Source organism: Maribacter caenipelagi, from assembly GCF_004364175.1.
Lineage (GTDB): Bacteria > Bacteroidota > Bacteroidia > Flavobacteriales > Flavobacteriaceae > Maribacter > Maribacter caenipelagi.
Window position 1 is genome coordinate 764,907 of the sequence record NZ_SNZW01000011.1, and the last position, 22,200, is coordinate 787,106.

At 35.1% G+C, this 22,200-nt stretch carries 21 protein-coding genes and 1 tRNA gene; 14 read left to right on the forward strand and 8 right to left on the reverse strand.

The window, feature by feature from the left end:
- Positions 1-32 precede the first annotated feature (32 nt).
- From DFQ03_RS04110 to DFQ03_RS04125, 4 genes are all read left to right on the forward strand, one after another.
- Complete coding sequence (locus DFQ03_RS04110; RefSeq protein ID WP_133671732.1) at positions 33-1,187, forward strand: DegT/DnrJ/EryC1/StrS family aminotransferase; 1,155 nt, start codon at positions 33-35, stop codon at positions 1,185-1,187.
- A gap of 44 nt (positions 1,188-1,231) precedes the next feature.
- Entirely contained in the window at positions 1,232-2,248 is a 1,017-nt protein-coding gene (galE, locus tag DFQ03_RS04115) for a UDP-glucose 4-epimerase GalE (protein ID WP_133671733.1), read from the forward strand.
- A 76-nt stretch (positions 2,249-2,324) separates the two neighbouring features.
- Complete coding sequence (locus DFQ03_RS04120; RefSeq protein WP_133671734.1) at positions 2,325-3,596, forward strand: metal-dependent hydrolase family protein; 1,272 nt, start codon at positions 2,325-2,327, stop codon at positions 3,594-3,596.
- A gap of 48 nt (positions 3,597-3,644) precedes the next feature.
- Complete coding sequence (locus DFQ03_RS04125; protein ID WP_133671735.1) at positions 3,645-3,998, forward strand: hypothetical protein; 354 nt, start codon at positions 3,645-3,647, stop codon at positions 3,996-3,998.
- Positions 3,999-4,005: 7 nt separating this feature from the next.
- Here DFQ03_RS04125 and DFQ03_RS04130 read toward each other — a convergent pair whose 3' ends face one another.
- Entirely contained in the window at positions 4,006-5,109 is a 1,104-nt protein-coding gene (locus DFQ03_RS04130) for an acyltransferase family protein (protein ID WP_133671736.1), read from the reverse strand.
- Between the two features lie 35 nt (positions 5,110-5,144).
- Positions 5,145-5,660: an alpha-ketoglutarate decarboxylase gene (locus tag DFQ03_RS04135; protein ID WP_243834415.1), complete on the reverse strand. Its 516-nt coding sequence runs from the start codon at positions 5,658-5,660 to the stop codon at positions 5,145-5,147.
- Between the two features lie 117 nt (positions 5,661-5,777).
- Between DFQ03_RS04135 and DFQ03_RS04140 the strand changes: the two genes are divergently transcribed.
- Both DFQ03_RS04140 and odhB read left to right on the forward strand, forming a co-directional pair.
- Positions 5,778-8,573, forward strand: a complete 2,796-nt coding sequence (locus tag DFQ03_RS04140; protein WP_133671737.1) for a 2-oxoglutarate dehydrogenase E1 component — start codon at positions 5,778-5,780, stop codon at positions 8,571-8,573.
- Positions 8,574-8,598: 25 nt separating this feature from the next.
- Positions 8,599-9,819: a 2-oxoglutarate dehydrogenase complex dihydrolipoyllysine-residue succinyltransferase gene (gene odhB, locus DFQ03_RS04145; protein ID WP_133671738.1), complete on the forward strand. Its 1,221-nt coding sequence runs from the start codon at positions 8,599-8,601 to the stop codon at positions 9,817-9,819.
- Positions 9,820-9,860: 41 nt separating this feature from the next.
- Here odhB and DFQ03_RS04150 read toward each other — a convergent pair whose 3' ends face one another.
- The gene (locus DFQ03_RS04150) at positions 9,861-10,310 is read right to left on the reverse strand and encodes a retropepsin-like aspartic protease (protein WP_133671739.1); all 450 of its coding nucleotides are present in this window, start codon (positions 10,308-10,310) and stop codon (positions 9,861-9,863) included.
- Between the two features lie 37 nt (positions 10,311-10,347).
- Between DFQ03_RS04150 and DFQ03_RS04155 the strand changes: the two genes are divergently transcribed.
- The 8 genes from DFQ03_RS04155 (at position 10,348) to DFQ03_RS04190 (ending at position 15,502) form a co-directional block, all read left to right on the forward strand.
- The gene (locus tag DFQ03_RS04155) at positions 10,348-11,115 is read left to right on the forward strand and encodes a TatD family hydrolase (RefSeq protein WP_133671740.1); all 768 of its coding nucleotides are present in this window, start codon (positions 10,348-10,350) and stop codon (positions 11,113-11,115) included.
- 22 nt (positions 11,116-11,137) lie between these two features.
- Positions 11,138-12,169 carry an asparaginase gene (locus DFQ03_RS04160; RefSeq protein WP_133671741.1) on the forward strand — a complete coding sequence of 344 codons (1,032 nt, stop codon included), beginning with the start codon at positions 11,138-11,140 and terminating at the stop codon, positions 12,167-12,169.
- Positions 12,170-12,240: 71 nt separating this feature from the next.
- Positions 12,241-12,328, forward strand: a tRNA-Ser gene (locus tag DFQ03_RS04165).
- A gap of 77 nt (positions 12,329-12,405) precedes the next feature.
- A complete protein-coding gene (locus DFQ03_RS04170; protein WP_027065007.1) occupies positions 12,406-13,155 on the forward strand; it encodes a MotA/TolQ/ExbB proton channel family protein in 750 nt (249 codons plus the stop codon).
- A gap of 25 nt (positions 13,156-13,180) precedes the next feature.
- Positions 13,181-13,612 carry a hypothetical protein gene (locus tag DFQ03_RS04175; protein ID WP_133671742.1) on the forward strand — a complete coding sequence of 144 codons (432 nt, stop codon included), beginning with the start codon at positions 13,181-13,183 and terminating at the stop codon, positions 13,610-13,612.
- A gap of 15 nt (positions 13,613-13,627) precedes the next feature.
- Complete coding sequence (locus DFQ03_RS04180) at positions 13,628-14,251, forward strand: ExbD/TolR family protein (RefSeq protein ID WP_133671743.1); 624 nt, start codon at positions 13,628-13,630, stop codon at positions 14,249-14,251.
- A 22-nt stretch (positions 14,252-14,273) separates the two neighbouring features.
- Positions 14,274-14,756: an ExbD/TolR family protein gene (locus tag DFQ03_RS04185; RefSeq protein ID WP_027065004.1), complete on the forward strand. Its 483-nt coding sequence runs from the start codon at positions 14,274-14,276 to the stop codon at positions 14,754-14,756.
- 77 nt (positions 14,757-14,833) lie between these two features.
- The gene (locus DFQ03_RS04190; RefSeq protein ID WP_133671744.1) at positions 14,834-15,502 is read left to right on the forward strand and encodes a porin family protein; all 669 of its coding nucleotides are present in this window, start codon (positions 14,834-14,836) and stop codon (positions 15,500-15,502) included.
- Here DFQ03_RS04190 and DFQ03_RS04195 read toward each other — a convergent pair.
- The 5 genes from DFQ03_RS04195 to frr all read right to left on the reverse strand — a co-directional run bounded on the left by DFQ03_RS04195 (position 15,497) and on the right by frr (position 22,195).
- Positions 15,497-16,102, reverse strand: a complete 606-nt coding sequence (locus DFQ03_RS04195) for a hypothetical protein (protein ID WP_133671745.1) — start codon at positions 16,100-16,102, stop codon at positions 15,497-15,499. The genes DFQ03_RS04190 and DFQ03_RS04195 overlap by 6 nt on opposite strands.
- A complete protein-coding gene (gene rpoN, locus DFQ03_RS04200) occupies positions 16,102-17,559 on the reverse strand; it encodes an RNA polymerase factor sigma-54 (protein ID WP_133671746.1) in 1,458 nt (485 codons plus the stop codon). Before rpoN ends, DFQ03_RS04195 begins: the two co-directional genes overlap by 1 nt.
- A gap of 38 nt (positions 17,560-17,597) precedes the next feature.
- Positions 17,598-19,031, reverse strand: coding sequence for an asparagine--tRNA ligase (gene asnS, locus DFQ03_RS04205; protein ID WP_133671747.1), 1,434 nt, complete (start codon positions 19,029-19,031; stop codon positions 17,598-17,600).
- Between the two features lie 97 nt (positions 19,032-19,128).
- Positions 19,129-21,510, reverse strand: coding sequence for an efflux RND transporter permease subunit (locus DFQ03_RS04210; protein WP_133671748.1), 2,382 nt, complete (start codon positions 21,508-21,510; stop codon positions 19,129-19,131).
- 130 nt (positions 21,511-21,640) lie between these two features.
- Positions 21,641-22,195 carry a ribosome recycling factor gene (gene frr, locus DFQ03_RS04215; protein ID WP_133671749.1) on the reverse strand — a complete coding sequence of 185 codons (555 nt, stop codon included), beginning with the start codon at positions 22,193-22,195 and terminating at the stop codon, positions 21,641-21,643.
- Between the last annotated feature and the right edge of the window lie 5 nt (positions 22,196-22,200).

The following is a 22,200-nucleotide window of genomic DNA, read 5'->3' on the forward strand; positions in this document are numbered from 1 at the left end:
TATTTTTGTACCGCTTCATGTAATTACAACAGATGAAAAAGATACAAATGGTTGACCTAGGCGGTCAATACCAAGAAATTAAAGATCAAGTAAATACTTCTATAACTCAGATTTTAGAAACGTCGGCATTTATAAACGGACCAGAAGTTCATGCTTTTCAAAAAGAGCTAGAAGATTACCTTCAGGTTAAGCATGTAATACCATGTGCTAATGGTACCGATGCTTTGCAAATTGCAATGATGGGTTTAGGTTTGAAACCTGGAGATGAGGTGATAACGGCAGATTTTACTTTTGCTGCAACAGTAGAAGTAATTGCATTGTTGCAACTAACACCGGTTTTGGTAGATGTTTATCCAGACACCTTCAATATTAATATAGAAGCGATTGAAAAAGCAATAACACCAAAAACGAAGGCTATAGTTCCGGTTCACTTGTTTGGTCAATGTGCCAATATGGACGCTATTCTTGAATTGGCAAAAAAACATCATTTATATGTAATTGAAGATAATGCCCAGGCGATCGGAGCTAAATATCTTTCAAAAGATGGTACAAAGCATATGGCCGGTAGCATGGGGCATGTAGGTGCAACATCATTCTTTCCTTCTAAAAACTTAGGTTGTTATGGCGATGGGGGTGCAATTTTCACCAATGATGATGATTTAGCGCATACTTTGCGTGGTATTGTAAATCATGGTATGTACGAACGTTACCATCATGATGTAGTTGGGGTAAATTCAAGATTAGATTCGATACAGGCTGCAGTGTTACGAGCGAAATTGCCCAAATTAGACGGTTATTGCGAAGCTAGAAGAAATGCAGCAAGAGCGTATTCAAAAGCATTTGAAGTTCAAGAAAATATTATAACACCGGTAACGGTAAATAATTGTGAAGGTATTTGCGATGTGTGCGATTGTCATGTTTTTCATCAATATACTTTGAGAATTACAAATGGTAAAAGAGATGAATTAGGACAATTTTTAGCTAAAAATGAAGTTCCTTTTGGTGTTTACTACCCAATTCCGTTACATAAGCAGAAAGCTTATCTAGATGATCGCTATAACGAAGCAGATTTTCCGGTGACGAATCAATTGGTGACAGAAGTATTGTCTTTACCGATGCATACAGAATTAGATGAAGAACAGATTAACTATATAACGGAGTTAATTATCGGATTTGTTAACGGGTAATAGTGTAGTTTTTTAAATTTGATAACGTTCAAATAGCATTATAAATGAAAGTATTAGTAACAGGCGGATTAGGTTTTATTGGTTCACACACAGTAGTGGAGCTACAAAACAAAGGGTTCGAAGTGGTCATTATAGATGATTGCTCTAACTCTAATGAAAATGTACTTGATGGTATTAAAGCTATCACGGGTAAAAAGCCGCTCTTTGAAAAGTTAGATTTAAAAGAAAAGCATAAAGTTGAAGACTTTTTTCAACGCTATCAAGATGTTACCGGTGTTATTCATTTTGCAGCTTCTAAAGCAGTAGGCGAAAGTGTTGAAAAACCACTTTTGTACTATGAGAACAACATAGGGACTTTAGTATACATCTTAAAAGAACTATGTAAAAAGAATAAGGCTAGTTTTATATTTAGCTCTTCTTGTACGGTTTACGGTCAAGCAGATAAAATGCCGATTACAGAAGATGCGCCAGTTAAGGTTGCAGAATCGCCATACGGTAATACAAAGCAAATGGGCGAAGAAATCATAGCTGATACTTGTAAAGTAACACCTGGATTAAATGCAATTGCATTACGTTATTTTAACCCAATGGGAGCACACCCAAGTGGAGAGATTGGTGAATTGCCAATAGGTGTTCCTCAAAATTTGGTGCCGTTTATTACACAAACTGGTATTGGATTAAGAGATCAGTTATCCGTTTTTGGTGATGATTATCCTACGCCAGATGGAACTTGTATAAGAGATTATATCTATGTTGTAGATTTGGCTAAAGCTCATGTTGTAGCTTTAGAGCGTTTGCTTAATGGTAAAAATGAGTCTAATTATGAGGTTTTCAATGTTGGTACTGGTACAGGTAGTTCTGTGTTAGAGGCTATACAAAGTTTTGAAAAAGTTTCTGGCAGAAAATTGAATTATAAGATAGTAGATAGAAGACCGGGTGATATTACAACTGCTTATGCAGATACAACCAAAGCGAATAAAGTTTTAGGTTGGAAAGCAGAATATACTTTAGAAGAAGCAATGAATTACGCGTGGATCTGGGAACAGAAAATACGAGACTGATTTTTTCAAGGTTAACAATATAAATAAGGGGAAATATGGCTATATTTCCCCTTATTTAATTTAAAGACCACCTCTTATGAAAAAATCATTATTTCTTCTTGTACTTCTTTCTTTTACAGTAGCCACAGCTCAAAATACATACCTTCAATGCGGTAAAATTGTGGATGTTGAATCGGGTAAAATTATGTCTGAGAAAACGATTGTTATTTCAGGTAATCAGATTACAGAAATTAAAAATGGTTATGTAACGGGAGGTGATCAAGATCAGGTGGTAGATTTAAAGTCTAAGACCATTTTGCCAGGTTTTATAGATATGCATGTTCATATTGAAAGTGAATCTAGTCCGTCAAGATATTTAGAGGCTTTTACCAGGAATGAAGCCGATGTAGCATTTGAATCTACGGTATATGCAAAAAGAACTTTAATGGCGGGCTTTACAACCGTACGTGATTTAGGTGGCTCGGGAGTAAATATTGCCTTGAAGAAAGCAATAAATAAAGGTACAGTAGTTGGTCCGCGAATTTTTACAGCTGGTAAAGCACTTGCTACTACTGGTGGTCATGCAGATCCAACTAATGGTAGAAGTAATGAGTTAATGGGTGATCCAGGGCCGAAAGAAGGTGTTGTTAATTCTCCTGAAGATGGTAAAAAGGCGGTTCGTCAACGTTATAAAGAAGGTGCAGATGTTATTAAGATAACTGCTACTGGTGGTGTTTTAAGTGTGGCGAAAAGTGGTCAGAATCCTCAGTTTACTATCGAAGAAATAAAAGCTATTACAGAAACGGCTAAGGATTATGGTATGCTTACTGCGGCTCATGCACATGGTGATGAAGGTATGCAAAGAGCAATTTTAGGAGGAATAAAAACTATTGAACATGGTACCTTAATGTCTGAAGAAACGATGGACTTAATGATTAAGCATAAAACGTTTATGGTGCCTACAATATCTGCAGGTCAGGAAGCGGCTAGACTAGCTAAAATACCTAACTACCTGCCGCCTGTTGTAGCTAAGAAAGCTTTGGAGATCGGACCTAAATTAAATGCAACATTTGCAAAGGCTTATAAAAAAGGGGTGAGTATTGCTTTTGGTACTGATTCTGGGGTATCACCTCATGGAGATAATGCAAAAGAGTTTGTGTATATGCACAAAGCAGGTATGCCTATTATAGAGGCATTGCGTTCTGCAACGATAACTAATGCAATGCTTTTAGGCGAGAATGAATTAGGTCAAATAAAAGAGGGGTATATAGCCGATATTGTTGCTGTAAATGAAAATCCCTTAGAAAATGTAGAAACATTGACAGAAGTAATATTTGTTATGAAAGAGGGCGTTGTATATAAGCAATAAACTTTTAGATTGCATTCTGTTTGATGGAGTAAAGAATATAGGAGTGACATGAAGCTAAATGTTGATAATAGTGAGCAATTAATGCAAGTTGCCATTGAGGATTCGCTTTTTGATAAATTGAAGTATCAGGTTGAGAAGGATTTTCTTCTTGCCAATATTCCTCTGCAAATACCTAAAACATTAGGTTATTCTGAGTTTATTGCGCTTATTCGTGAGAAGGTATATTACTTAATGATGGAGCATTTTGCTGAATATCTAAACTTAATGTATATCATAGACATTCCAGAAAGTGCATTTCAGAATATTGAAATCACCGATACTGTTGATGTGGCAGATCAGATTACATTATTGGTTTTAAAGCGGGAGTATAAAAAGGTGTGGTATCGTAATCGATATCAATAATGCTACTTTATACTTTTATGTATACTCCTTTTTTATCCATAATATAACCAACAAGCCAGCAGGTGAACATAATCCATAAGGCAAATATCAGTGAGCCGAAATAATTCCCAGCTGTAGCAATGAAAATATTGTCTGCTATCCAATTATAAGCGTTTGTTCCTTTCATAGATATCTCTGCCAAGCTAATAATGAACAGTTCTGATAATAGATAGATGAATAGCGTATTTTTGCCAAATACTTCAAAGAAATAAGTCCATTTACCGGGTTTAGACATATCTAGTAAATAGATTAAAATAGCTATAACAAAAATGTCAATTCCGCTAGTTAACAATACAAAAGAGCTAGACCATAGTTTTTTGTTGAATGGGAATATTAAATCCCACGCAAATCCAGCAACAACTAACAGACCAGCAACCATAATAAGTTTGGCTATCGTTTCAAAATTTTGACCACTCTTTTGAATGAATTTACCTGTAAAGTATCCTGCAATGACATTTACGATAGCGGGCAATGTACTTAATAATCCTTCCGGATCAAAAGCTACGCCACCATTACCATGGTACATATGATCTGCGCCAATAAGAAATTTATCAAATTTTAATACCGCATTACCGGTTAAAGAGAAATCGCCAAATACCAATAATATTATATGATAGCCTATCAAAGCCAAAGCGCTAAAGATTAAAACAGATTTTGTTTTAAAAAAATGAATTAGAATTGACGCAAATAGGTAACACAATGCAATTCGCTGTAATACCCCGAAAATTCTGGTTTCGGCAATCGGTTTTAAGCTGCCATCTTCAAAAAAAGGAAACCAATACATTAAAAAACCTAATAAAAAAATGATAGAAAAACGCTTAAAAACTTTTTTTAAAAATGCACTGCTAGCTTCAGTTTCGTATTTTTTCATACTAAAGCTCATGGCATTACCAACCACAAATAAAAAGGTAGGGAAGACTAAATCGGTAAGTGTAAATCCGTTCCAGACAGCATGTTTCAGAATTCCAAAACTAGTATCTCCGTTTCCGGGGGAGTTAACAATAATCATGAGGGCTACATCCATCCCTCTAAAGACATCTAGCGAAAGATATCGATTTTTAAGTTTGCTCATTGTGGTTGGTTTGGTATATTGAAAGGTAATCAATTTTAGAAATAAACACGAACAAACGGCATTAGCGCATTGCCATAAATACTTTTGTTATCATCATAGAGTAAATCGTACCGAAGACCGATCGTTACATTTCTTGTGCTGTAACCGGCACCTATAAAAAATGCAGGTAACCAATAATTATCTTCTATATCTATGGTTGATGTGGCTATAATTCTATTTATGCGTAATTGTTCAAATTCTCCAGAAAGCTGTATTTGTGGTATGGGGTTGTATAATGAGAGAACACTACCACCATAAGCCAATAATTTATCTTCATCGTACTTTGCATAATTGAAGCTTAAACTTGCGCCAGAGGCAAATTGTTCGTTAAATTGATAAACAGCACTGGGTGCAATAGATCCATTAAATCCATTATTTGTGAATCCTAATCCAATACTTCCGCCAAATCTTACGTTATTCCAGAAATCAGCATTGCTATTTGAAGATTGAGCAAGTGTACAAGTGATATTTATTGTTGCTAGCCCTATGAAAAATATTATTTTAAAGTTCATTTGATGATTTTGTTTTAAAGTTTCATTTTTTTCAATAATACATAGCAATATATCGTTAGATATTGTAAATGTTGTATTTTTGTTAGAAGTTTATTCTAAAGATACAGAAAGTAATTCATGGATAAATATTCCTTTTTAAATACCGTTCATACCTCTTTTTTTTCAGAGTTATACGATAAGTACTTAGTAAATCCAGATAGTGTAGAGCCAAGTTGGAGAGCCTTTTTTCAAGGATTCGATTTTGGAATGGAAAGCTCTTTAGACGAGCTGGAAATCGATGAAAATCGCACTACAGTTGTGGTAAATGGCCATTCTAGTGAAATGCCAGAATCTCTTCAAAAAGAGTTTCAGGTAATTCGATTAATAGATGGTTACAGAAGCAGAGGCCATCTGTTTACTAAAACAAATCCCGTACGTGAGCGAAGACATTACGAACCAACTTTAGATATTGAAAATTTCGGATTAGCGTCGTCTGATCTCGATACTATTTTTAATGCAGGTGACGTAATTGGTATAGGTCCAAATTCTTTAAAAGAGATTGTTAGACATTTACAAAGTATCTATTGTGATGCTATTGGTGTAGAGTATATGTATATACGAAAGCCAGAGCGCGTTAAGTGGATTCAAGATTGGATAAATGTAAATGACAATCATCCTAATTTTGAGCCTGACAGAAAAAAACATATTCTTAAGAAGCTTAATCATGCTATTTCTTTCGAAACTTTTTTGCATACTAAGTATGTAGGGCAAAAAAGATTTTCTTTAGAGGGAAATGAATCGTTGATCCCTGCCTTAGATGTAATTGTAGAACGCGCCGCTGAAATGGGAGTGAAGCAATTTGTTATGGGTATGGCACACCGTGGCAGATTAAATGTACTTACCAATATATTTGGCAAATCTGCTAAAGATATCTTTAGTGAGTTTGACGGTAAAGATTATGAACAAGAGATTTTTGATGGAGACGTTAAGTATCACTTAGGTTGGACATCTGATAGAAAATCTGATAACGGAAATAAAATTAAGATGAGTATTGCTCCTAACCCATCTCACTTAGAGACGGTAGGTGCAGTTGTTGAAGGTATTGCTAGAGCAAAACAAGATGCTGATTATCAAGATGATATTTCTAAGGTTTTACCTATTGTAGTTCATGGTGATGCTGCAATAGCTGGTCAAGGTTTGGTTTATGAAGTAGTTCAAATGGCTGGTCTTGATGGTTATAAGACCGGTGGTACGATACATATAGTAGTAAATAACCAAATTGGTTTTACAACAAACTATTTAGATGCAAGAACATCTACCTATTGTACCGATGTTGCTAAGGTAACATTGAGTCCGGTATTACATGTTAATGCAGATGATGCAGAGGCGGTAGTACACGCATCTCTTTTTGCGTTAGAATATAGAATGCGTTTTAAGGGTGACGTTTTTATAGATTTGTTAGGATATAGAAAATATGGGCATAATGAAGGTGATGAGCCAAGATTTACACAACCTAAATTATATAAAGCAATATCCAAGCATAAAAATCCAAGAGATATCTATGCAGAAAGACTGATTCAAGAAGGTGTTATTGATGACACTTACGTAAAGCAGTTAGAAAAGCAGTATAAAGATTCTCTAGAAGAAAAGTTAGAAGATTCGCGTAAAGAAGATAAAACTGTTATTACACCGTTCATGGCAGATGAATGGAAAGGCTTTGAAAATGTACGTGAGTGGGAAATGATGGATGCGGTGAATACTAAATTCACTATAACTAAATTGAATAAAATTGCCAAAGTAATTACTGCTTTACCAGAAGGAAAGAAGTTTTTACGTAAAGTTGAGAAATTGGTTAAGGATAGATACAGAATGTATTTTGAGGCCGATAACTTAGACTGGGCAATGGGAGAACTATTAGCATATGGTTCTTTATTAGAAGAAGGTTATGCTGTTCGTATGTCTGGGCAAGATGTAGAACGTGGTACTTTTTCTCACCGTCATGCGGTAATGAAAGTAGAAGAAAGTGAAGAAGAGGTTATTTTATTAAATCACCTTTCTGAAAAGCAGGCTAAATTTCAAATATACAATTCACTATTGTCAGAATATGGTGTGGTAGGTTTTGACTATGGTTACGCCATGGCTAGCCCTAATACATTAACTATTTGGGAAGCACAATTTGGAGATTTCAGTAATGGGGCTCAAATTATGATCGACCAATATATTTCTGCGGCAGAAGATAAGTGGAAGCTTCAAAACGGTTTGGTAATGTTATTGCCTCACGGTTATGAGGGGCAAGGTGCTGAGCACTCTTCTGCTAGAATGGAGCGTTACTTACAATTGTGTGCTAAGGATAATATGTATATAGCAGATGTGACTACTCCAGCACAAATGTTCCATATTCTTCGTAGACAAATGAAGTCTAATTTTAGAAAGCCATTGATCATATTTACTCCTAAGAGTTTGTTGAGGCATCCAAGGGCGGTATCTAAAATTGCTGACTTAACCGGTGGTGCTTTCCAAGAAGTAATTGATGATGAAACTGCAGATGCTAAAAAAGTAAAAAGTTTAGTATTCTGTACAGGTAAGTTCTATTATGATTTGCTAGCTGTTAAAGAAGAGAACAATAGAGGGGATGTTGCTTTGGTAAGGGTAGAACAGTTGTTCCCTATACCGGAAAAACAAATGAAAGCTGCTATAGCAAAGTATAAAAATGCCGATGACGTAGTGTGGGCTCAAGAAGAACCTAGAAATATGGGTGCGTGGAGCCATTTATTAACGCATTTTGATGAGGCTCGAAATTTTAGAGTAGTGTCTAGACGTTTTTATGCGGCACCTGCAGCAGGTAGTTCTGTACGTTCAAAAGCACGTCACCAACAAGTTATAGATTACGTCTTTGACAAGACAAAGGACAATATGTCCAAACCTAAAAAATAATATAACATATCAAATTATAGAAAGAATGATTCTAGAAATGAAAGTCCCTTCGCCGGGAGAGTCTATCACAGAGGTAGAGATAGCGGAATGGTTAGTTGAAGATGGGGATTATGTAGAAAAAGATCAGGCAATTGCAGAAGTAGATTCAGATAAGGCTACTTTGGAATTACCTGCAGAAGTAAGTGGTACAATTACATTGAAAGCAGAAGAAGGTGATGCTGTGGCCGTTGGTGCTGTCGTTTGTTTAATAGACACAAGTGCAGCGAAACCAGAAGGTGCAGCAGATGCATCTAATGAACCGAAGGAAGAGAAAAAAGAAGCGCCAAAGACCGAAAAAGCTCCTCAGCCAGCTAAGGCTAAGGAAACTTATGCTTCGGGTGTACCTTCACCGGCTGCAAAGAAAATACTAGACGAAAAAGGAGTGGATAGTACATCTGTTTCCGGTTCTGGTCGTGATGGAAGAATTACCAAAGAAGATGCTGTAAATGCAGTGCCTTCAATGGGTACACCTACGGGTGGTAACCGTGGTGAGACTCGTTCTAAACTTTCCATGTTAAGAAGAAAAGTTGCCGAGAGATTGGTTTCTGCAAAGAATGAAACAGCTATGCTGACCACTTTCAACGAAGTGGATATGAGTGCTATTTTTGAACTTAGAAGTAAGTATAAAGAAGATTTTAAAAGTAAGCATGGTGTGGGATTAGGATTTATGTCCTTTTTCACAAAAGCTGTAGTTAGAGCTTTGGAAATGTATCCTGCTGTTAATTCTATGATTGACGGTAAAGAAATGGTTTCTTATGATTTCTGTGATATAAGTATAGCAGTTTCAGGACCAAAAGGATTAATGGTGCCTGTTATTCGTAATGCTGAAAACTTAACATTTAGAGGTGTTGAAGCTGAGGTTAAAAGATTGGCAATTAGAGCGCGTGAAGGTGAAATTACTGTTGATGAAATGACAGGTGGTACATTTACGATTACCAATGGTGGTGTATTTGGATCTATGTTATCTACACCAATTATCAATCCGCCACAGAGTGCTATTTTAGGTATGCATAATATAGTAGAGAGACCAATTGCTCGTGATGGAGCTATTGCGATTGCACCTATAATGTATGTTGCGGTTTCTTATGATCACCGAATTATCGATGGTAAAGAATCTGTTGGTTTCTTAGTAGCTATAAAAGAAGCTTTAGAAAATCCTGAAGAGTTGTTGATGGATAATAATGTAAAGAAAGCTTTAGAAATGTAAAGTTTCTAAAATTTGATATATGTAAAAAGCGTTGGGTAATCTCAACGCTTTTTCTTTTTTAAATAGATACACTTTTTGTTGTAATCTATAATTGCTTTTGATTTTTTAAGAATATCAGCTCCTATAATTCCGTCTACCGGTTCTGCATGGTGTGCAGTTAAAGCTTCATTAACATGTTTTAAGTCGAAAAGTACAATCTCTAATTTTTTATATTTCCAAGAATTTAATGTAATGGTGTTCTTTTTAGAGATCAGGGTCTCCATATTGGTAGCACCAGCACCAGCAGCTTTAATTATAGATTCTTCAGAAATTAGTTTAAAGTAATCAATGCGGTCAATGCCAATACAGGTATTAGAGGCTCCGGTGTCCAAAATAAATCGGCCAGGTACTGAATTTATCTCTGCATTTATTTCAAAATGGTCGGTAGCAGTTAAGACTAGGGGTAAGCGCACATAATCTTTATCCTTCAAAAATTTTTTGAGGGTACTCATAATTCATTTTTTTCAAAGATAAGTCTATTTTTGCGGCATGATAATAACCGATACGCATACACATTTATATAGCGAAGCTTTTGATGGTGACCGAAAAGAGGCGATACAGAAAGCAATTGATTTAGGGATAGAACGTTTTTTTATTCCAGCTATAGATTCTACATATACAGGAAGTATGTTAGCCTTAGAAAAAGAATTTCCCGGCCATATGTTCTTGATGACCGGATTGCATCCCACACATGTGAAAGAAAATTTTGAAGAAGAGCTAGCGCATGTTGAAGAAATGTTGGATAAGCATACCTATTATGCCATTGGGGAGATTGGAATTGACCTGTATTGGGAAAAGAAGTACCTAAAAGAACAGCAAATTGCTTTTAGAAAGCAAATACAAATAGCGAAGAAGCATAAATTGCCTATTGTTATTCATTGTCGTGACGCTTTTGATGAGGTTTTTGAAATATTAGAAGAGGAGAAAGGAGATGACTTAAGAGGAATTTTTCATTGCTTTACAGGTACAAAAGAGCAGGCAGAAAAAGCGATATCATATAATATGAAGTTGGGTATTGGCGGTGTTGTGACTTTTAAAAATGGAAAAATCGATACTTTTTTAAATGAAATTGATCTCCAACATATTGTGCTAGAAACCGATTCGCCCTATTTGGCACCTACACCTTATAGAGGTAAAAGAAATGAAAGTGCTTATATTGTTAATGTGCTTGAGAAATTAGCAGATATTCATAGTGTTCCAAATGAACAAATAGCTTTAGAAACTACAAAGAACTCTAAAGAGGTTTTCGGAATTTAATAATTAATTTAAAGTCAGGGTTTTGAGCGTAGATAAAAGAAATATTTTATTAATATACACAGGTGGTACCATTGGTATGATGAAAGATTATACCTCGGGAGCTCTTAAAGCTTTTGATTTTTCACAATTGTTGAAAAATATTCCAGAGCTAAATCAATTAGATTGTACTATATCTAGTTTTTCTTTTGAACACCCTATAGATTCATCCAATATGAATCCTACTCATTGGGTGGCGATATCTGATATTATCGCAGAGAAATATAAAAGCTATGATGGTTTTGTGGTATTACATGGTAGTGATACTATGAGTTATACAGCGTCTGCGTTAAGTTTTTTACTTGAAAATCTTACTAAACCAGTGATATTGACTGGGTCGCAGTTGCCTATTGGTGATTTAAGAACCGATGCCAAAGAAAATTTAATAACGGCCATACAAATTGCTGCATTATATAAAAAAGGTAAACCTGTTATACAGGAAGTCGGTCTCTATTTTGAATATAAATTATACCGTGGTAATAGAACTACGAAGATAAATGCAGAGCAATTTCAAGCTTTTGCATCGTTAAATTATCCTCATTTAATAGAATCGGGAGTGCATTTGACCGTTTTCCACGAATATTTATTGCCTCAAAAAAGGAAATTAACGTTAAAATCTCATAGAAATATGGATGATAATGTGGCTATTTTAAAAATTTTTCCAGGAATTAACAAAAATGTAATCGATGCAATTTTGCAAGCTGAAAATTTAAAAGCGTTGGTTTTGGAGACCTATGGATCCGGAAACGCACCTATGGAAGAATGGTTTTTAGAGAAATTAAATAATGCAATAAATAAAGGGATACATATTATTAATGTTACTCAGTGTTCTGGCGGCGCCGTAATGATGGGTCACTATGAAACGAGCTCTAGGCTGAAAAAAATGCAAGTAATTAATGGTAAGGATATTACAACTGAGGCTGCTATTACAAAGGCAATGTACTTACTCGGTAGTGGTGTCTCTCATGAGCTGTTCAAAACGGTTTTTGAGACATCTTTAAGAGGAGAGATGCTATAAATTTAACAGTGGTTTAATTTCTTAAACCAATATTTTTTTTGTTATTTGCCCACCCTTAAAAAAGGTATCTTAGAGAGGTGGCCGAGTGGTCGAAGGCGCACGCCTGGAAAGTGTGTATACCCCAAAAGGGTATCGAGGGTTCGAATCCCTTCCTCTCTGCAAGTAAGTTTTACTTTTTTTATATTGTTTTTTTTTTATCTTTAACCCTATTAACTAACTAATTTAAGTTCAGAAAAATGAAAAAATTATTCCCAAGCCTAGCAGTCGCTGGGGCATTTGTAGCAGGTACAAATATTGTAAGTGCAAAAGTAGCAGCAGTAGCTTTGCTAGTTCAAGAAGGAGCTCCTGAAGCGGAAAGAGGATTTACTCAACTATTAAAAGAGATGTTTATTACTGGTGGTGCCGGTTTTATGGGTATCGTACTTTTATGTTTGATCCTTGGTTTGGCAGTTGCTATTGAAAGAATTATTTATTTGAACATGGCTAGTACAAATTCTGCCAAGTTGAAACAACAAGTTGAAGACGCATTGGCATCTGGTGGTGTTGAGGCTGCAAAAGAAGTTTGTAGAAATACAAAGGGTCCTGTTGCTTCTATATACTATCAAGGTTTAGATAGAGCTGGTGAAAGTATCGAGTCTGCTGAAAAAGCGGTTGTTGCTTACGGTGGTGTACAAATGGGTCAATTGGAGAAAAACGTTTCTTGGTTGTCTTTATTTATCGCTATTGCTCCAATGCTTGGTTTCATGGGTACGGTAATCGGTATGATTGCAGCCTTCCAAAAGATTGCAGCTGTTGGTAACTTAAGTGCATCTCTTATTGCAGGTGATATTCAGGTTGCATTATTAACAACTGTATTCGGTCTTATTACGGCTATTATCCTTCAAATTTTCTATAACTACATTATCGCTAAAATTGATAGCATCGTTAATGATATGGAAGACTCTTCGATTACTTTAATCGATATGTTGGTAGATCACAAAAAATAAGTATCACTTTTAATACCTAAAAATTATGCAAAAAATTATTAAAATAGCATTAATTGCTATAGGTGTATTAAGTGCTATACTATGGTATTTATTGCCAAGTTCAGATATGCCGGCAGCTGAGGCTGCTTCAAGTGGAGCGTTGAACACAATGTTTATTATTACATATATTTTATTAGGAATAGCTGTTGTAGTAAGTTTAGTGTTTACTCTTAAAAACTTATTTGCAAACCCACAGGGTCTTAAAAAGACGTTGTTCGTAGTAGGTGGTTTTTTATTAGTGGTTGGAGTTTCTTATGTTTTAGCAAGTGGAACGGATGTTGATCCAGAATTCGCAGCTATGACAGATGAGAGTACAGTTAAGAATATAGGAATGGGTTTGAATGTGTTTTTTATCCTTACTATAATCGCTGTATTGTCTTTGATTATACCAGCTGTTAAAAATATGTTCAGTAAATAATAAAATTATAAAACTATGGCTAGAAGAGCAGGAGCACCAGAGGTTAGTGCGGGTTCAATGGCGGACATAGCTTTCCTTTTACTTATCTTTTTCTTAGTAACGACTACTATTGAAACTGATGCAGGATTGGATCGTATGTTACCACCAATGGAGCCACCTACCGAAGCACCACCAATTATTAAGCAAAAGAACATTTTTACGGTTAATATTAACCGAAATGGTCAATTGTTGGTGGAAGATGAGATTCTTTCGATAGATAAATTGCGTGAAAAAGCAATGGCGTTTTTAGATAATGGTGGAGCACCATCAGGAAGTCCTGATTATTGTAGCTACTGTAAAGGAAAGCGTAATGCTGAATCTTCGGATAACCCGACGAAAGCAATTATCTCTTTGAAGAATGATCGTGAAACAAAGTATAGTACTTACATAACAGTTCAAAACGAATTGGTAGGTGCATACAACGATCTTAGAAATAGAGAGGCTAAACGTTTATTTGGTAAAGATTATGTTGATATGGAAGCTGAGTATTTGAATCCTGAAACTGAAGATTCTGTTAAAGAAGAATTGAAAGAAAAGGTTACTAGAATACAAGGTTTGTTTCCACAGAAATTATCTGAAGCTGAAACTTCAAGCGAATAATTAATAAATTAAAAGTAACACTATGTCAAAATTTGCAAAGAAAAAAGATGGAGAGGTACCAGCGGTATCAACAGCTTCCCTTCCTGACATTGTATTTATGCTTTTGTTTTTCTTTATGACGGTAACCGTTATGAAGGATAGTTCCTTGAAAGTTGAAAACGTACTTCCGAATGCTAGTGAAGTAAAGAAATTGGAGAAGAAAGATCGTGTTATCTATATTTATGTTGGTAAACCAACTAGAGAATATGAGAAAACTTTTGGTACTGAACCAAAAATTCAATTGAACGATAAGTTCGCTAGTCCTTCTGAAGTTGGTGATTATATTTTAATGGAAAGAGCTAAAAAGCCTCAAGAAATTCAAAATGTATTGACCACGGCACTTAAGGTTGATAAGAACGCTAGTATGGGATTGATATCCGATATTAAACAAGAGTTAAGAAAGGTAAACGCTTTAAAGGTAAATTATACTACCTATGAAGGTGATGCTTTCAATAATCTACAATAGTTAGTTAAGTAGAATATTACATTTTCAAAACGCTTCAAATTTATTTGAAGCGTTTTTTATTTCATTAACTTTACTTCATGCGTTTTGCCATTTTATTTTTATTAGGAGTTCTCCAATCTAATGCTCAGGTAGTATCAGATAGTATTGAAGATACACGATATTTTGAAGATCAGTTTTATGTAGGTCTCTCTTATAACTTTATATTGAATCATCCTGAGGGTTCTAATCAACGTAACCTGTCTTATGGTCTACAAGCAGGTATTATTAAAGATATTCCTTTAAATAGGAAAGGAACTAAGGCTATAGGCATTGGTGCAGGTCTAGCTTTAAATAGTTATTATTCAAACCTCGTTGCCGATATTTTTGAAGATGTTATTTCTTATAGCATAAATGATGATATTACTCGAAGTAAGCTTGAGACACACCTGGTAGAGTTTCCTTTAGAGTTTAGATGGCGTAATTCTACTGTAGAAGAATATAAGTTTTGGCGTGTTTACGGTGGTATAAAGGCTGCTTATGTTTTAGGAGCTAGATCAAAATATGACCTAGGTGATATCAGCGAAGGCTTTAAGAATACGGATTTAACTAAATTTCAATACGGACTTACCTTAAGTTTTGGGTACAATACTTTTAATCTTCATGCATATTATGCATTAACTGAGCTTTTTGACGATAAAGCATCGGTAAATGGTGAGGTGTTGCACTACAGACCGTTACGTATAGGTCTTATCTTCTATATTTTATAACCAGAATCTTACGGTTAATAATTGAGATAATAGACCTATAAAAAGACCGATTATAACTTCAATTGCAGTATGTGCTTTTAAGTATAGCCTAGCGGTTATTATACTCCCAGTACATACGATAAGTAGACTTATTGCAATTATTAGGTTAATTTCAAAATGGATACTTAAATTAATGAGATACATTAATAAACCACTTACCCCAACAGTATGTAGACTAGTTTTAAAATTGAATAACAGTAATAATATACAGGCTACGGTTGCGCCTAATAGCCCTGTAAAATAAAAATAGAGCTCACTTACGTAATTATTTGGAATGACCTTATAAAGGATTAAAAGGAGTATTGATGCTTGAATGTAAAGTGGATATTTTCTCTCTTGAATTGTGTCCAGTGAAATGGAATGTGCCAAACCCAAATTCTTCAATATCAAGAAGGTTATTATTGGGATTATAACGGTTAATATAAAAATGGGTAAAACACTCGCACTTTGAATTTCTAATGGGGTGTATTTGGGAGTAATTAAAAAATAAGCAACAGTACCACCAATAGGAATAAATAGCGGGTGAAATACGTAGGAGATAAGATTAGAAAAAACCTTCATTAGATTTCTTTTCTCATACGTGCAACAGGTATACTTAACTGCTCTCTATATTTTGCAACTGTTCTTCTCGCAATAGGATAACCTTTTTCCTTTAAAATGGCAGCAAGTTTGTCATCGGTTAATGGCTTCTTTTTAGTCTCATTTTGGATAACTGTCTCGAGAATTTTCTTTATTTCCCTTGTTGAAACATCTTCTCCTTGCTCATTTTTCATCGATTCAGAGAAATATTCTTTTATCAATTTGGTACCATAAGGCGTATCTACATATTTACTGTTGGCAACCCTAGAAACCGTTGAAACATCCATTCCTATTTCATCTGCAATATCTTTTAGAATCATAGGTCTCAAATTGCGCTCATCTCCTGTTAGAAAGTATTCTTTTTGATATTGCATAATTGAGTTCATGGTAATGAACAAAGTTTGTTGGCGCTGTCTAATGGCATCTATAAACCATTTAGCGGCGTCTAACTTTTGCTTAATGAACATGACCGTGTCTTTTTGAGACTTAGACTTTTCTTTCGCTTCTTTGTAGCCTTTAAGCATATTGCTATACTCTCTAGATACATGTAGCTCTGGTGCATTTCTGCCATTTAGTGTCAGCTCCAATTCGCCTTCGGTAATTCTAATGGCAAAATCGGGTACTACATGTTCCACAATTCTATTATTACCAGAATACGAACCGCCAGGTTTCGGATTCAATTTTTCAATTTCTCCAATAGCAGCCTTTAATTCAGCTTCTGTAATGTTATGCTTCTGTATTAATTTTTGATAGTGTTTCTTGGTAAAGTGTTCAAAAGACTTCTTGAGAATCTCGGTAGCAAGTTCAACACTTGGGGTGATTTCTTTACGCTCTAGTTGTATTGTTAAGCACTCTTCTAAAGATCTAGCACCAACTCCTGGTGGGTCTAACTCTTGAACTATAGATAGAATTTTTGTAATGGTTTCTTCATCAGTGTATATGTTTTGGGTGAAGGCCAAATCGTCCATAATATCAGCGATGGGTCTTCGTATGTAACCGCTTTCATCAACACTACCTACTAGAAACTCGGCAATATTCCACTCATCATCTGTTAGATAAACGGTATTTAGTTGATTTATCAAATGCTGATTAAATGAAATACCGGCAGCGTAAGGAACACTTTTTTCTTCGTCGTCTGAGCTATAATTATTAGCTTTCGTGCGATAATCGGGAATTTCATCATCACTTAAGTAATCATCGATATTGATGTCTTCAGTATTAATGGTTTCATTATCTGATGTATCATCATAAACATCATCATACTCATCATTCGTATTTTCTAAATCTTCTTTACCTGTTTCTAAAGCCGGATTCTCCTCTAATTCTTGCTTTAGACGTTGCTCAAATGCCTGCGTAGGCAATTGAATCAGCTTCATCAATTGAATTTGCTGTGGAGATAACTTTTGAGATAATTTAAATGATAGATGTTGTTTCAGCATTACTTTATTCTAGTACTTGTAAAAGTAACTAAATCCGCTTAGAATTCGGCATTCTGTGGCGTTCTTGGAAACGGAATTACATCTCTAATATTACCCATACCAGTTGCGAAAAGAACTAATCGTTCAAAACCAAGACCAAAACCACTATGTTCTGCAGTTCCGAATTTTCTTAAATCTAGGTACCACCATAACTCTTTCTCGTCGATACCCAATTCTTTGATTTTCTCTTTCAAGACATCCAATCGCTCTTCTCTTTGCGAACCACCGACGATTTCACCAATACCAGGGAATAAAATATCCATAGCTCTAACGGTTTTTCCATCTTCATTCAATCGCATGTAGAAAGCCTTAATTTTTGCAGGGTAATCAAATAATATTACCGGACATTTAAAATGCTTTTCTACTAAGTAGCGCTCATGTTCGCTTTGTAAGTCTGTACCCCATTCTTCAATAGGATATGTGAATTGTTTCTTTTTATTAGGCTTACAGTTTTTAAGGATATCTATAGCTTCGGTATAACTAACTCTTTTAAAGTTGTTATCTGCTACAAACTTTAATTTTTCAATTAACGGCATATCGCTTCGTTGTGCCTGCGGTTTGCTTTTTTCCTCGTCTATTAATCTCTTCTCTAAAAATTCTAAATCTTCTTGACAATGCGTCAAGGTATAAGAAATAACATTTTTAATAAAGTCTTCTGCAAGGTCCATATTAGCATCTAAATCGAAGAATGCCATTTCTGGTTCGATCATCCAGAATTCAGCTAAATGTCTTGATGTATTTGAGTTTTCGGCTCTAAATGTAGGTCCGAATGTATAAACTTTTCCTAATGCCATGGCATATGCCTCAGCTTCCAATTGACCAGATACGGTTAAGTTGGTCTCTTTTCCGAAGAAGTCTTCTTTATAGTTTACATCACCATCTTCTGTCAATGGAGGATTTTTTTCATCTAATGTCGTAACACGAAACATTTCACCAGCACCTTCGGCATCTGACCCAGTAATAATGGGAGCGTGAAAATAGTTGAATCCGTTTTCCCTAAAATAGTTATGAATAGCAAAAGATAAGGTAGACCGAACACGCATAATTGCAGCAAAAGTGTTAGTTCTAATTCTTAAGTGTGCCTTTTCTCTCAAAAACTCCAAAGAGTGCTTTTTTGGTTGAATAGGGTATTCTTCTGGGTCAGCTACACCTAGTACTTCTAAAGCGCTTACTTGAATCTCTACAGATTGACCGCGACCTTGACTTTCTACAAGTGTACCCGTAATTTTTAATGCAGCACCAGTATTTACTTTCTTTAATAATTCTTCGTCAAAATTTTCAAAATCAACAACACATTGAATAGTGCCTAAAGTGGATCCATCGTTCAATGCAATAAATCTATTGCTTCTAAAGGTTCGTACCCAACCTTTAATAGTTATTTCTTGTAGTAAGTTTTTACTTGCTAGTAGTTCTTTTATTGTTGCTAAACGCATGATATTGAATTGAAAATTAAAGTCCCAAAGATAGGATTTTGTTAAAAAATAGAGGGATTAAAAAGCGATATATACAAGGCTTAAATAATTTTATTGGTTATTTTTCATCTTGTGGTAAAATATCTATTTGTGGCTTTTTAAGTGTTTGCTTGTTTGCTATACTTTTTTCTAATGATAATAGTAAAGAAGGCAATAGAATTAAATTGGCCAACATCGCAAGTAATAGTGTTGCAGAAACCAGTGAACCTAGTGCTACCGTACCACCGAAATTAGATATAACAAAGACAGAGAAGCCGAAGAACAGAACAATAGAGGTATAGAACATACTAACCCCAGTTTCTCTTAGTGCGTTATAAACCGATTTTTCTATTCGCCAATTATTAGCTGTGAGTTCTTGCCTATACTTTGCGAGAAAGTGTATCGTGTCATCGACCGAAATACCAAATGCAATACTAAAAACTAATATGGTAGATGGTTTAATAGGAACACCTACAAAGCCCATTATACCTGCAGTTATGACTAATGGCAATAAATTAGGTATCAATGAAATAACAATCATTCTGAACGACCTAAACAAATATGCCATGAAAAGTGCAATTAGTCCAATCGCCAAAGCAAGAGACATTATCAGATTCTTGACTAGATACTTTGTTCCTTTTAAGAATAACAATGCACTACCGGTCATGTAAACATTATACCGTTCTGCGGGGAATATTTTTGTGATATTCTCTAACAAGCGTTGCTCAATTTCTTCCATTCGGCTGGTGTTGACATCTCGCATGAAGGTGGTTATTCGAGCCGTTTGTCCTGTGCTGTCAACAAAAGATTTTAGTAAATCTCCGTTATCACCAGATTTACGGGCTACATCCATAATGAAGGTGTTTTCTTGACTGGTGGGCAATTGGTAATATTTAGGAATACCATTATAAAAAGCCTGTTTAGAATACTTTACTAAATTCACTACAGATACAGGAGTTGAAAGCTCTGGTATTTCTTCTATAACTTCCCCAAATTGATTCATGCGCTTAAGCGTTGAAGATTTTAAAACACCTTTTGGAGCTTTTGTATCTACAACGATTTCAACAGGCATTATACCTTTAAATTCTTTTTCAAAAAAGCGAATGTCATGAAAAAATTCGGCATTCTTAGGCATATCTTCTATGGGGCTTCCAGATATTCTAATTTGATAAATACCGATAATACTTATTACAAGTAAAGAAATAGAAACAATATAAACTGTAATTCTTCTGTGTCTTACAATACGTTCCATCCAATGTACAAAGGCATCGATCCATTTTTTATTTAAATGTTTTAAATGCTTTGTTTTTGGTAGCGGCATAAAACTATAAACAATAGGGATGATTAATAATGATAGTATAAATATTCCTATGATGTTAATTGAAGCTACAATACCAAATTCCTTTAATAATGTACTGTCTGTTATAATGAAGGTAGCAAAACCAGAAGCTGTTGTAATATTCGTCATCAACGTCGCATTTCCAATCTTTGAAATTACACGTTGCAATGAAAGTGCCTGATTACCGTGTTTCTTGACTTCTTGTTGATACTTATTTATTAAGAAAATACAGTTAGGTATACCAATAACAATGATTAATGGCGGTATAAGTGCAGTAAGAACCGTGATTTCATATTGTAGCAAGCCAAGCAAGCCAAATGCCCACATTACGCCAATAATCACCACACACATTGAGATGAATGTTGCTCTAATACTTCTAAAGAAAAAGAAGAAGATTAATGAGGTAACACCAAGAGCAGCCAAAATGAATTTACCGATTTCATCAATAATATTTTGAGAATTCATTGTCCTCACATAAGGCATACCAGATATGTGAACATCTAAATTGGTCTCTTCTTCAAATTTTTTAACCAGTGTATTAAGATCTTGTAAAATAAAGTCTTTTCTAACCGAGGTATTGACAATGTCCTTATCTAGATTAACAATAGTTCTTATTGTTTTACTTTCTTTATTATATAGAAGGTTGTCGTAGAAGGGGAGGTCATTGAATAAATGATTCGTAATACTGTCTATTTCCTTTTTAGACTTTAGTTCGCCATTTATTAAAGGGTGCATTACAAACTCTTGCTTCTCGTTATCTTTTATTAACTCCTTTAAGTTATCGGTTGAAATCACGAATTCAACTTCTGGGAAAGCAGCTAGTTGTTTGCTTAATTTATTCCAACGGTTAAAATTGTCAGGTGTAAATAAAGCACTATCACGTATTGCAAAAACTACGGCATTACCTTCTTCTCCAAATTTGCTAAGAAAATCTTGATATTGAATATTTACCGGGTGGTCATCTGGTAATAGGTTGGTCTGCGAGCTTGAAAAACGCATGTATTGCCATTGCCATCCCATGAAAATCGTGAAACCGGCAATCAAGAGTAAAATTAGGATTCTATTTCGTAGAATTATGTTTGCCGTTTTAGGCCAAAATCCTTTCGTAAGTTTAGCTACCATAACTGTTTTTGCAGGTCGCAAAGGTAACTATTAGCTACATCTGTTCCTAAATTGAAAAGTTTAAATTTTATACAAAAAAATAAAGCTACCTGATTAAGGTAGCTTTAAGGGATAATTATAAATTTCTTGATTATACTTTCATGATTTCTGCCTCTTTTTTATCTAAGAAGTCTTCAATTTTCTTTGTGAAAACATCAGTTAAATCTTGTACGTCGGCAGTGGCATTTTTTTGAAGGTCTTCAGAAATATCTAAATCCTTAATTTCTTTATTTGCATCTTGTCTTGCACTACGTACACCGACTTTTGCATGTTCCGCCTCTGCTTTAGCTTGTTTTGTAAGCTGTATTCTTCGCTCTTCGGTCAATGGTGGTACATTGATAATGATCATATCGCCATTGTTCATAGGGTTAAAACCAAGGTTGGCGTTCATTATCGCCTTTTCAATTTCTTGAAGCATGTTTTTTTCCCAAGGTTGAACAGAAATTGTTCTGCCGTCTGGTGTGTTCACATTGGCTACCTGAGATAACGGAGTTTGTGATCCATAATAATCAACCATTACAGATGATAACATGGCAGGGCTGGCTTTACCGGCTCTAATCTTTAAAAATGCGCGTTCTAAGTGAGCTATAGCGGCATTCATGCCTTCTTTTGTAGCGTCTAAAACAAATTCTACTTCTTCGTTCATATAAT

Excerpts from the sequence above, each read along its gene's own strand:
- DFQ03_RS04110 (WP_133671732.1), top strand. The coding sequence starts at position 33 with ATGAAAAAGATACAAATGGTTGACCTAGGCGGTCAATACCAAGAAATT.
- galE (WP_133671733.1), top strand. The coding sequence starts at position 1,232 with ATGAAAGTATTAGTAACAGGCGGATTAGGTTTTATTGGTTCACACACA.
- DFQ03_RS04120 (WP_133671734.1), top strand. The coding sequence starts at position 2,325 with ATGAAAAAATCATTATTTCTTCTTGTACTTCTTTCTTTTACAGTAGCC.
- DFQ03_RS04125 (WP_133671735.1), top strand. The coding sequence starts at position 3,645 with ATGAAGCTAAATGTTGATAATAGTGAGCAATTAATGCAAGTTGCCATT.
- DFQ03_RS04130 (WP_133671736.1), bottom strand. The coding sequence starts at position 5,109 with ATGAGCAAACTTAAAAATCGATATCTTTCGCTAGATGTCTTTAGAGGG.
- DFQ03_RS04135 (WP_243834415.1), bottom strand. The coding sequence starts at position 5,660 with ATGAACTTTAAAATAATATTTTTCATAGGGCTAGCAACAATAAATATC.
- DFQ03_RS04140 (WP_133671737.1), top strand. The coding sequence starts at position 5,778 with ATGGATAAATATTCCTTTTTAAATACCGTTCATACCTCTTTTTTTTCA.
- odhB (WP_133671738.1), top strand. The coding sequence starts at position 8,599 with ATGATTCTAGAAATGAAAGTCCCTTCGCCGGGAGAGTCTATCACAGAG.
- DFQ03_RS04150 (WP_133671739.1), bottom strand. The coding sequence starts at position 10,310 with ATGAGTACCCTCAAAAAATTTTTGAAGGATAAAGATTATGTGCGCTTA.
- DFQ03_RS04155 (WP_133671740.1), top strand. The coding sequence starts at position 10,348 with ATGATAATAACCGATACGCATACACATTTATATAGCGAAGCTTTTGAT.
- DFQ03_RS04170 (WP_027065007.1), top strand. The coding sequence starts at position 12,406 with ATGAAAAAATTATTCCCAAGCCTAGCAGTCGCTGGGGCATTTGTAGCA.
- DFQ03_RS04175 (WP_133671742.1), top strand. The coding sequence starts at position 13,181 with ATGCAAAAAATTATTAAAATAGCATTAATTGCTATAGGTGTATTAAGT.
- DFQ03_RS04180 (WP_133671743.1), top strand. The coding sequence starts at position 13,628 with ATGGCTAGAAGAGCAGGAGCACCAGAGGTTAGTGCGGGTTCAATGGCG.
- DFQ03_RS04185 (WP_027065004.1), top strand. The coding sequence starts at position 14,274 with ATGTCAAAATTTGCAAAGAAAAAAGATGGAGAGGTACCAGCGGTATCA.
- DFQ03_RS04190 (WP_133671744.1), top strand. The coding sequence starts at position 14,834 with ATGCGTTTTGCCATTTTATTTTTATTAGGAGTTCTCCAATCTAATGCT.
- DFQ03_RS04195 (WP_133671745.1), bottom strand. The coding sequence starts at position 16,102 with ATGAAGGTTTTTTCTAATCTTATCTCCTACGTATTTCACCCGCTATTT.
- rpoN (WP_133671746.1), bottom strand. The coding sequence starts at position 17,559 with ATGCTGAAACAACATCTATCATTTAAATTATCTCAAAAGTTATCTCCA.
- asnS (WP_133671747.1), bottom strand. The coding sequence starts at position 19,031 with ATGCGTTTAGCAACAATAAAAGAACTACTAGCAAGTAAAAACTTACTA.
- DFQ03_RS04210 (WP_133671748.1), bottom strand. The coding sequence starts at position 21,510 with ATGGTAGCTAAACTTACGAAAGGATTTTGGCCTAAAACGGCAAACATA.
- frr (WP_133671749.1), bottom strand. The coding sequence starts at position 22,195 with ATGAACGAAGAAGTAGAATTTGTTTTAGACGCTACAAAAGAAGGCATG.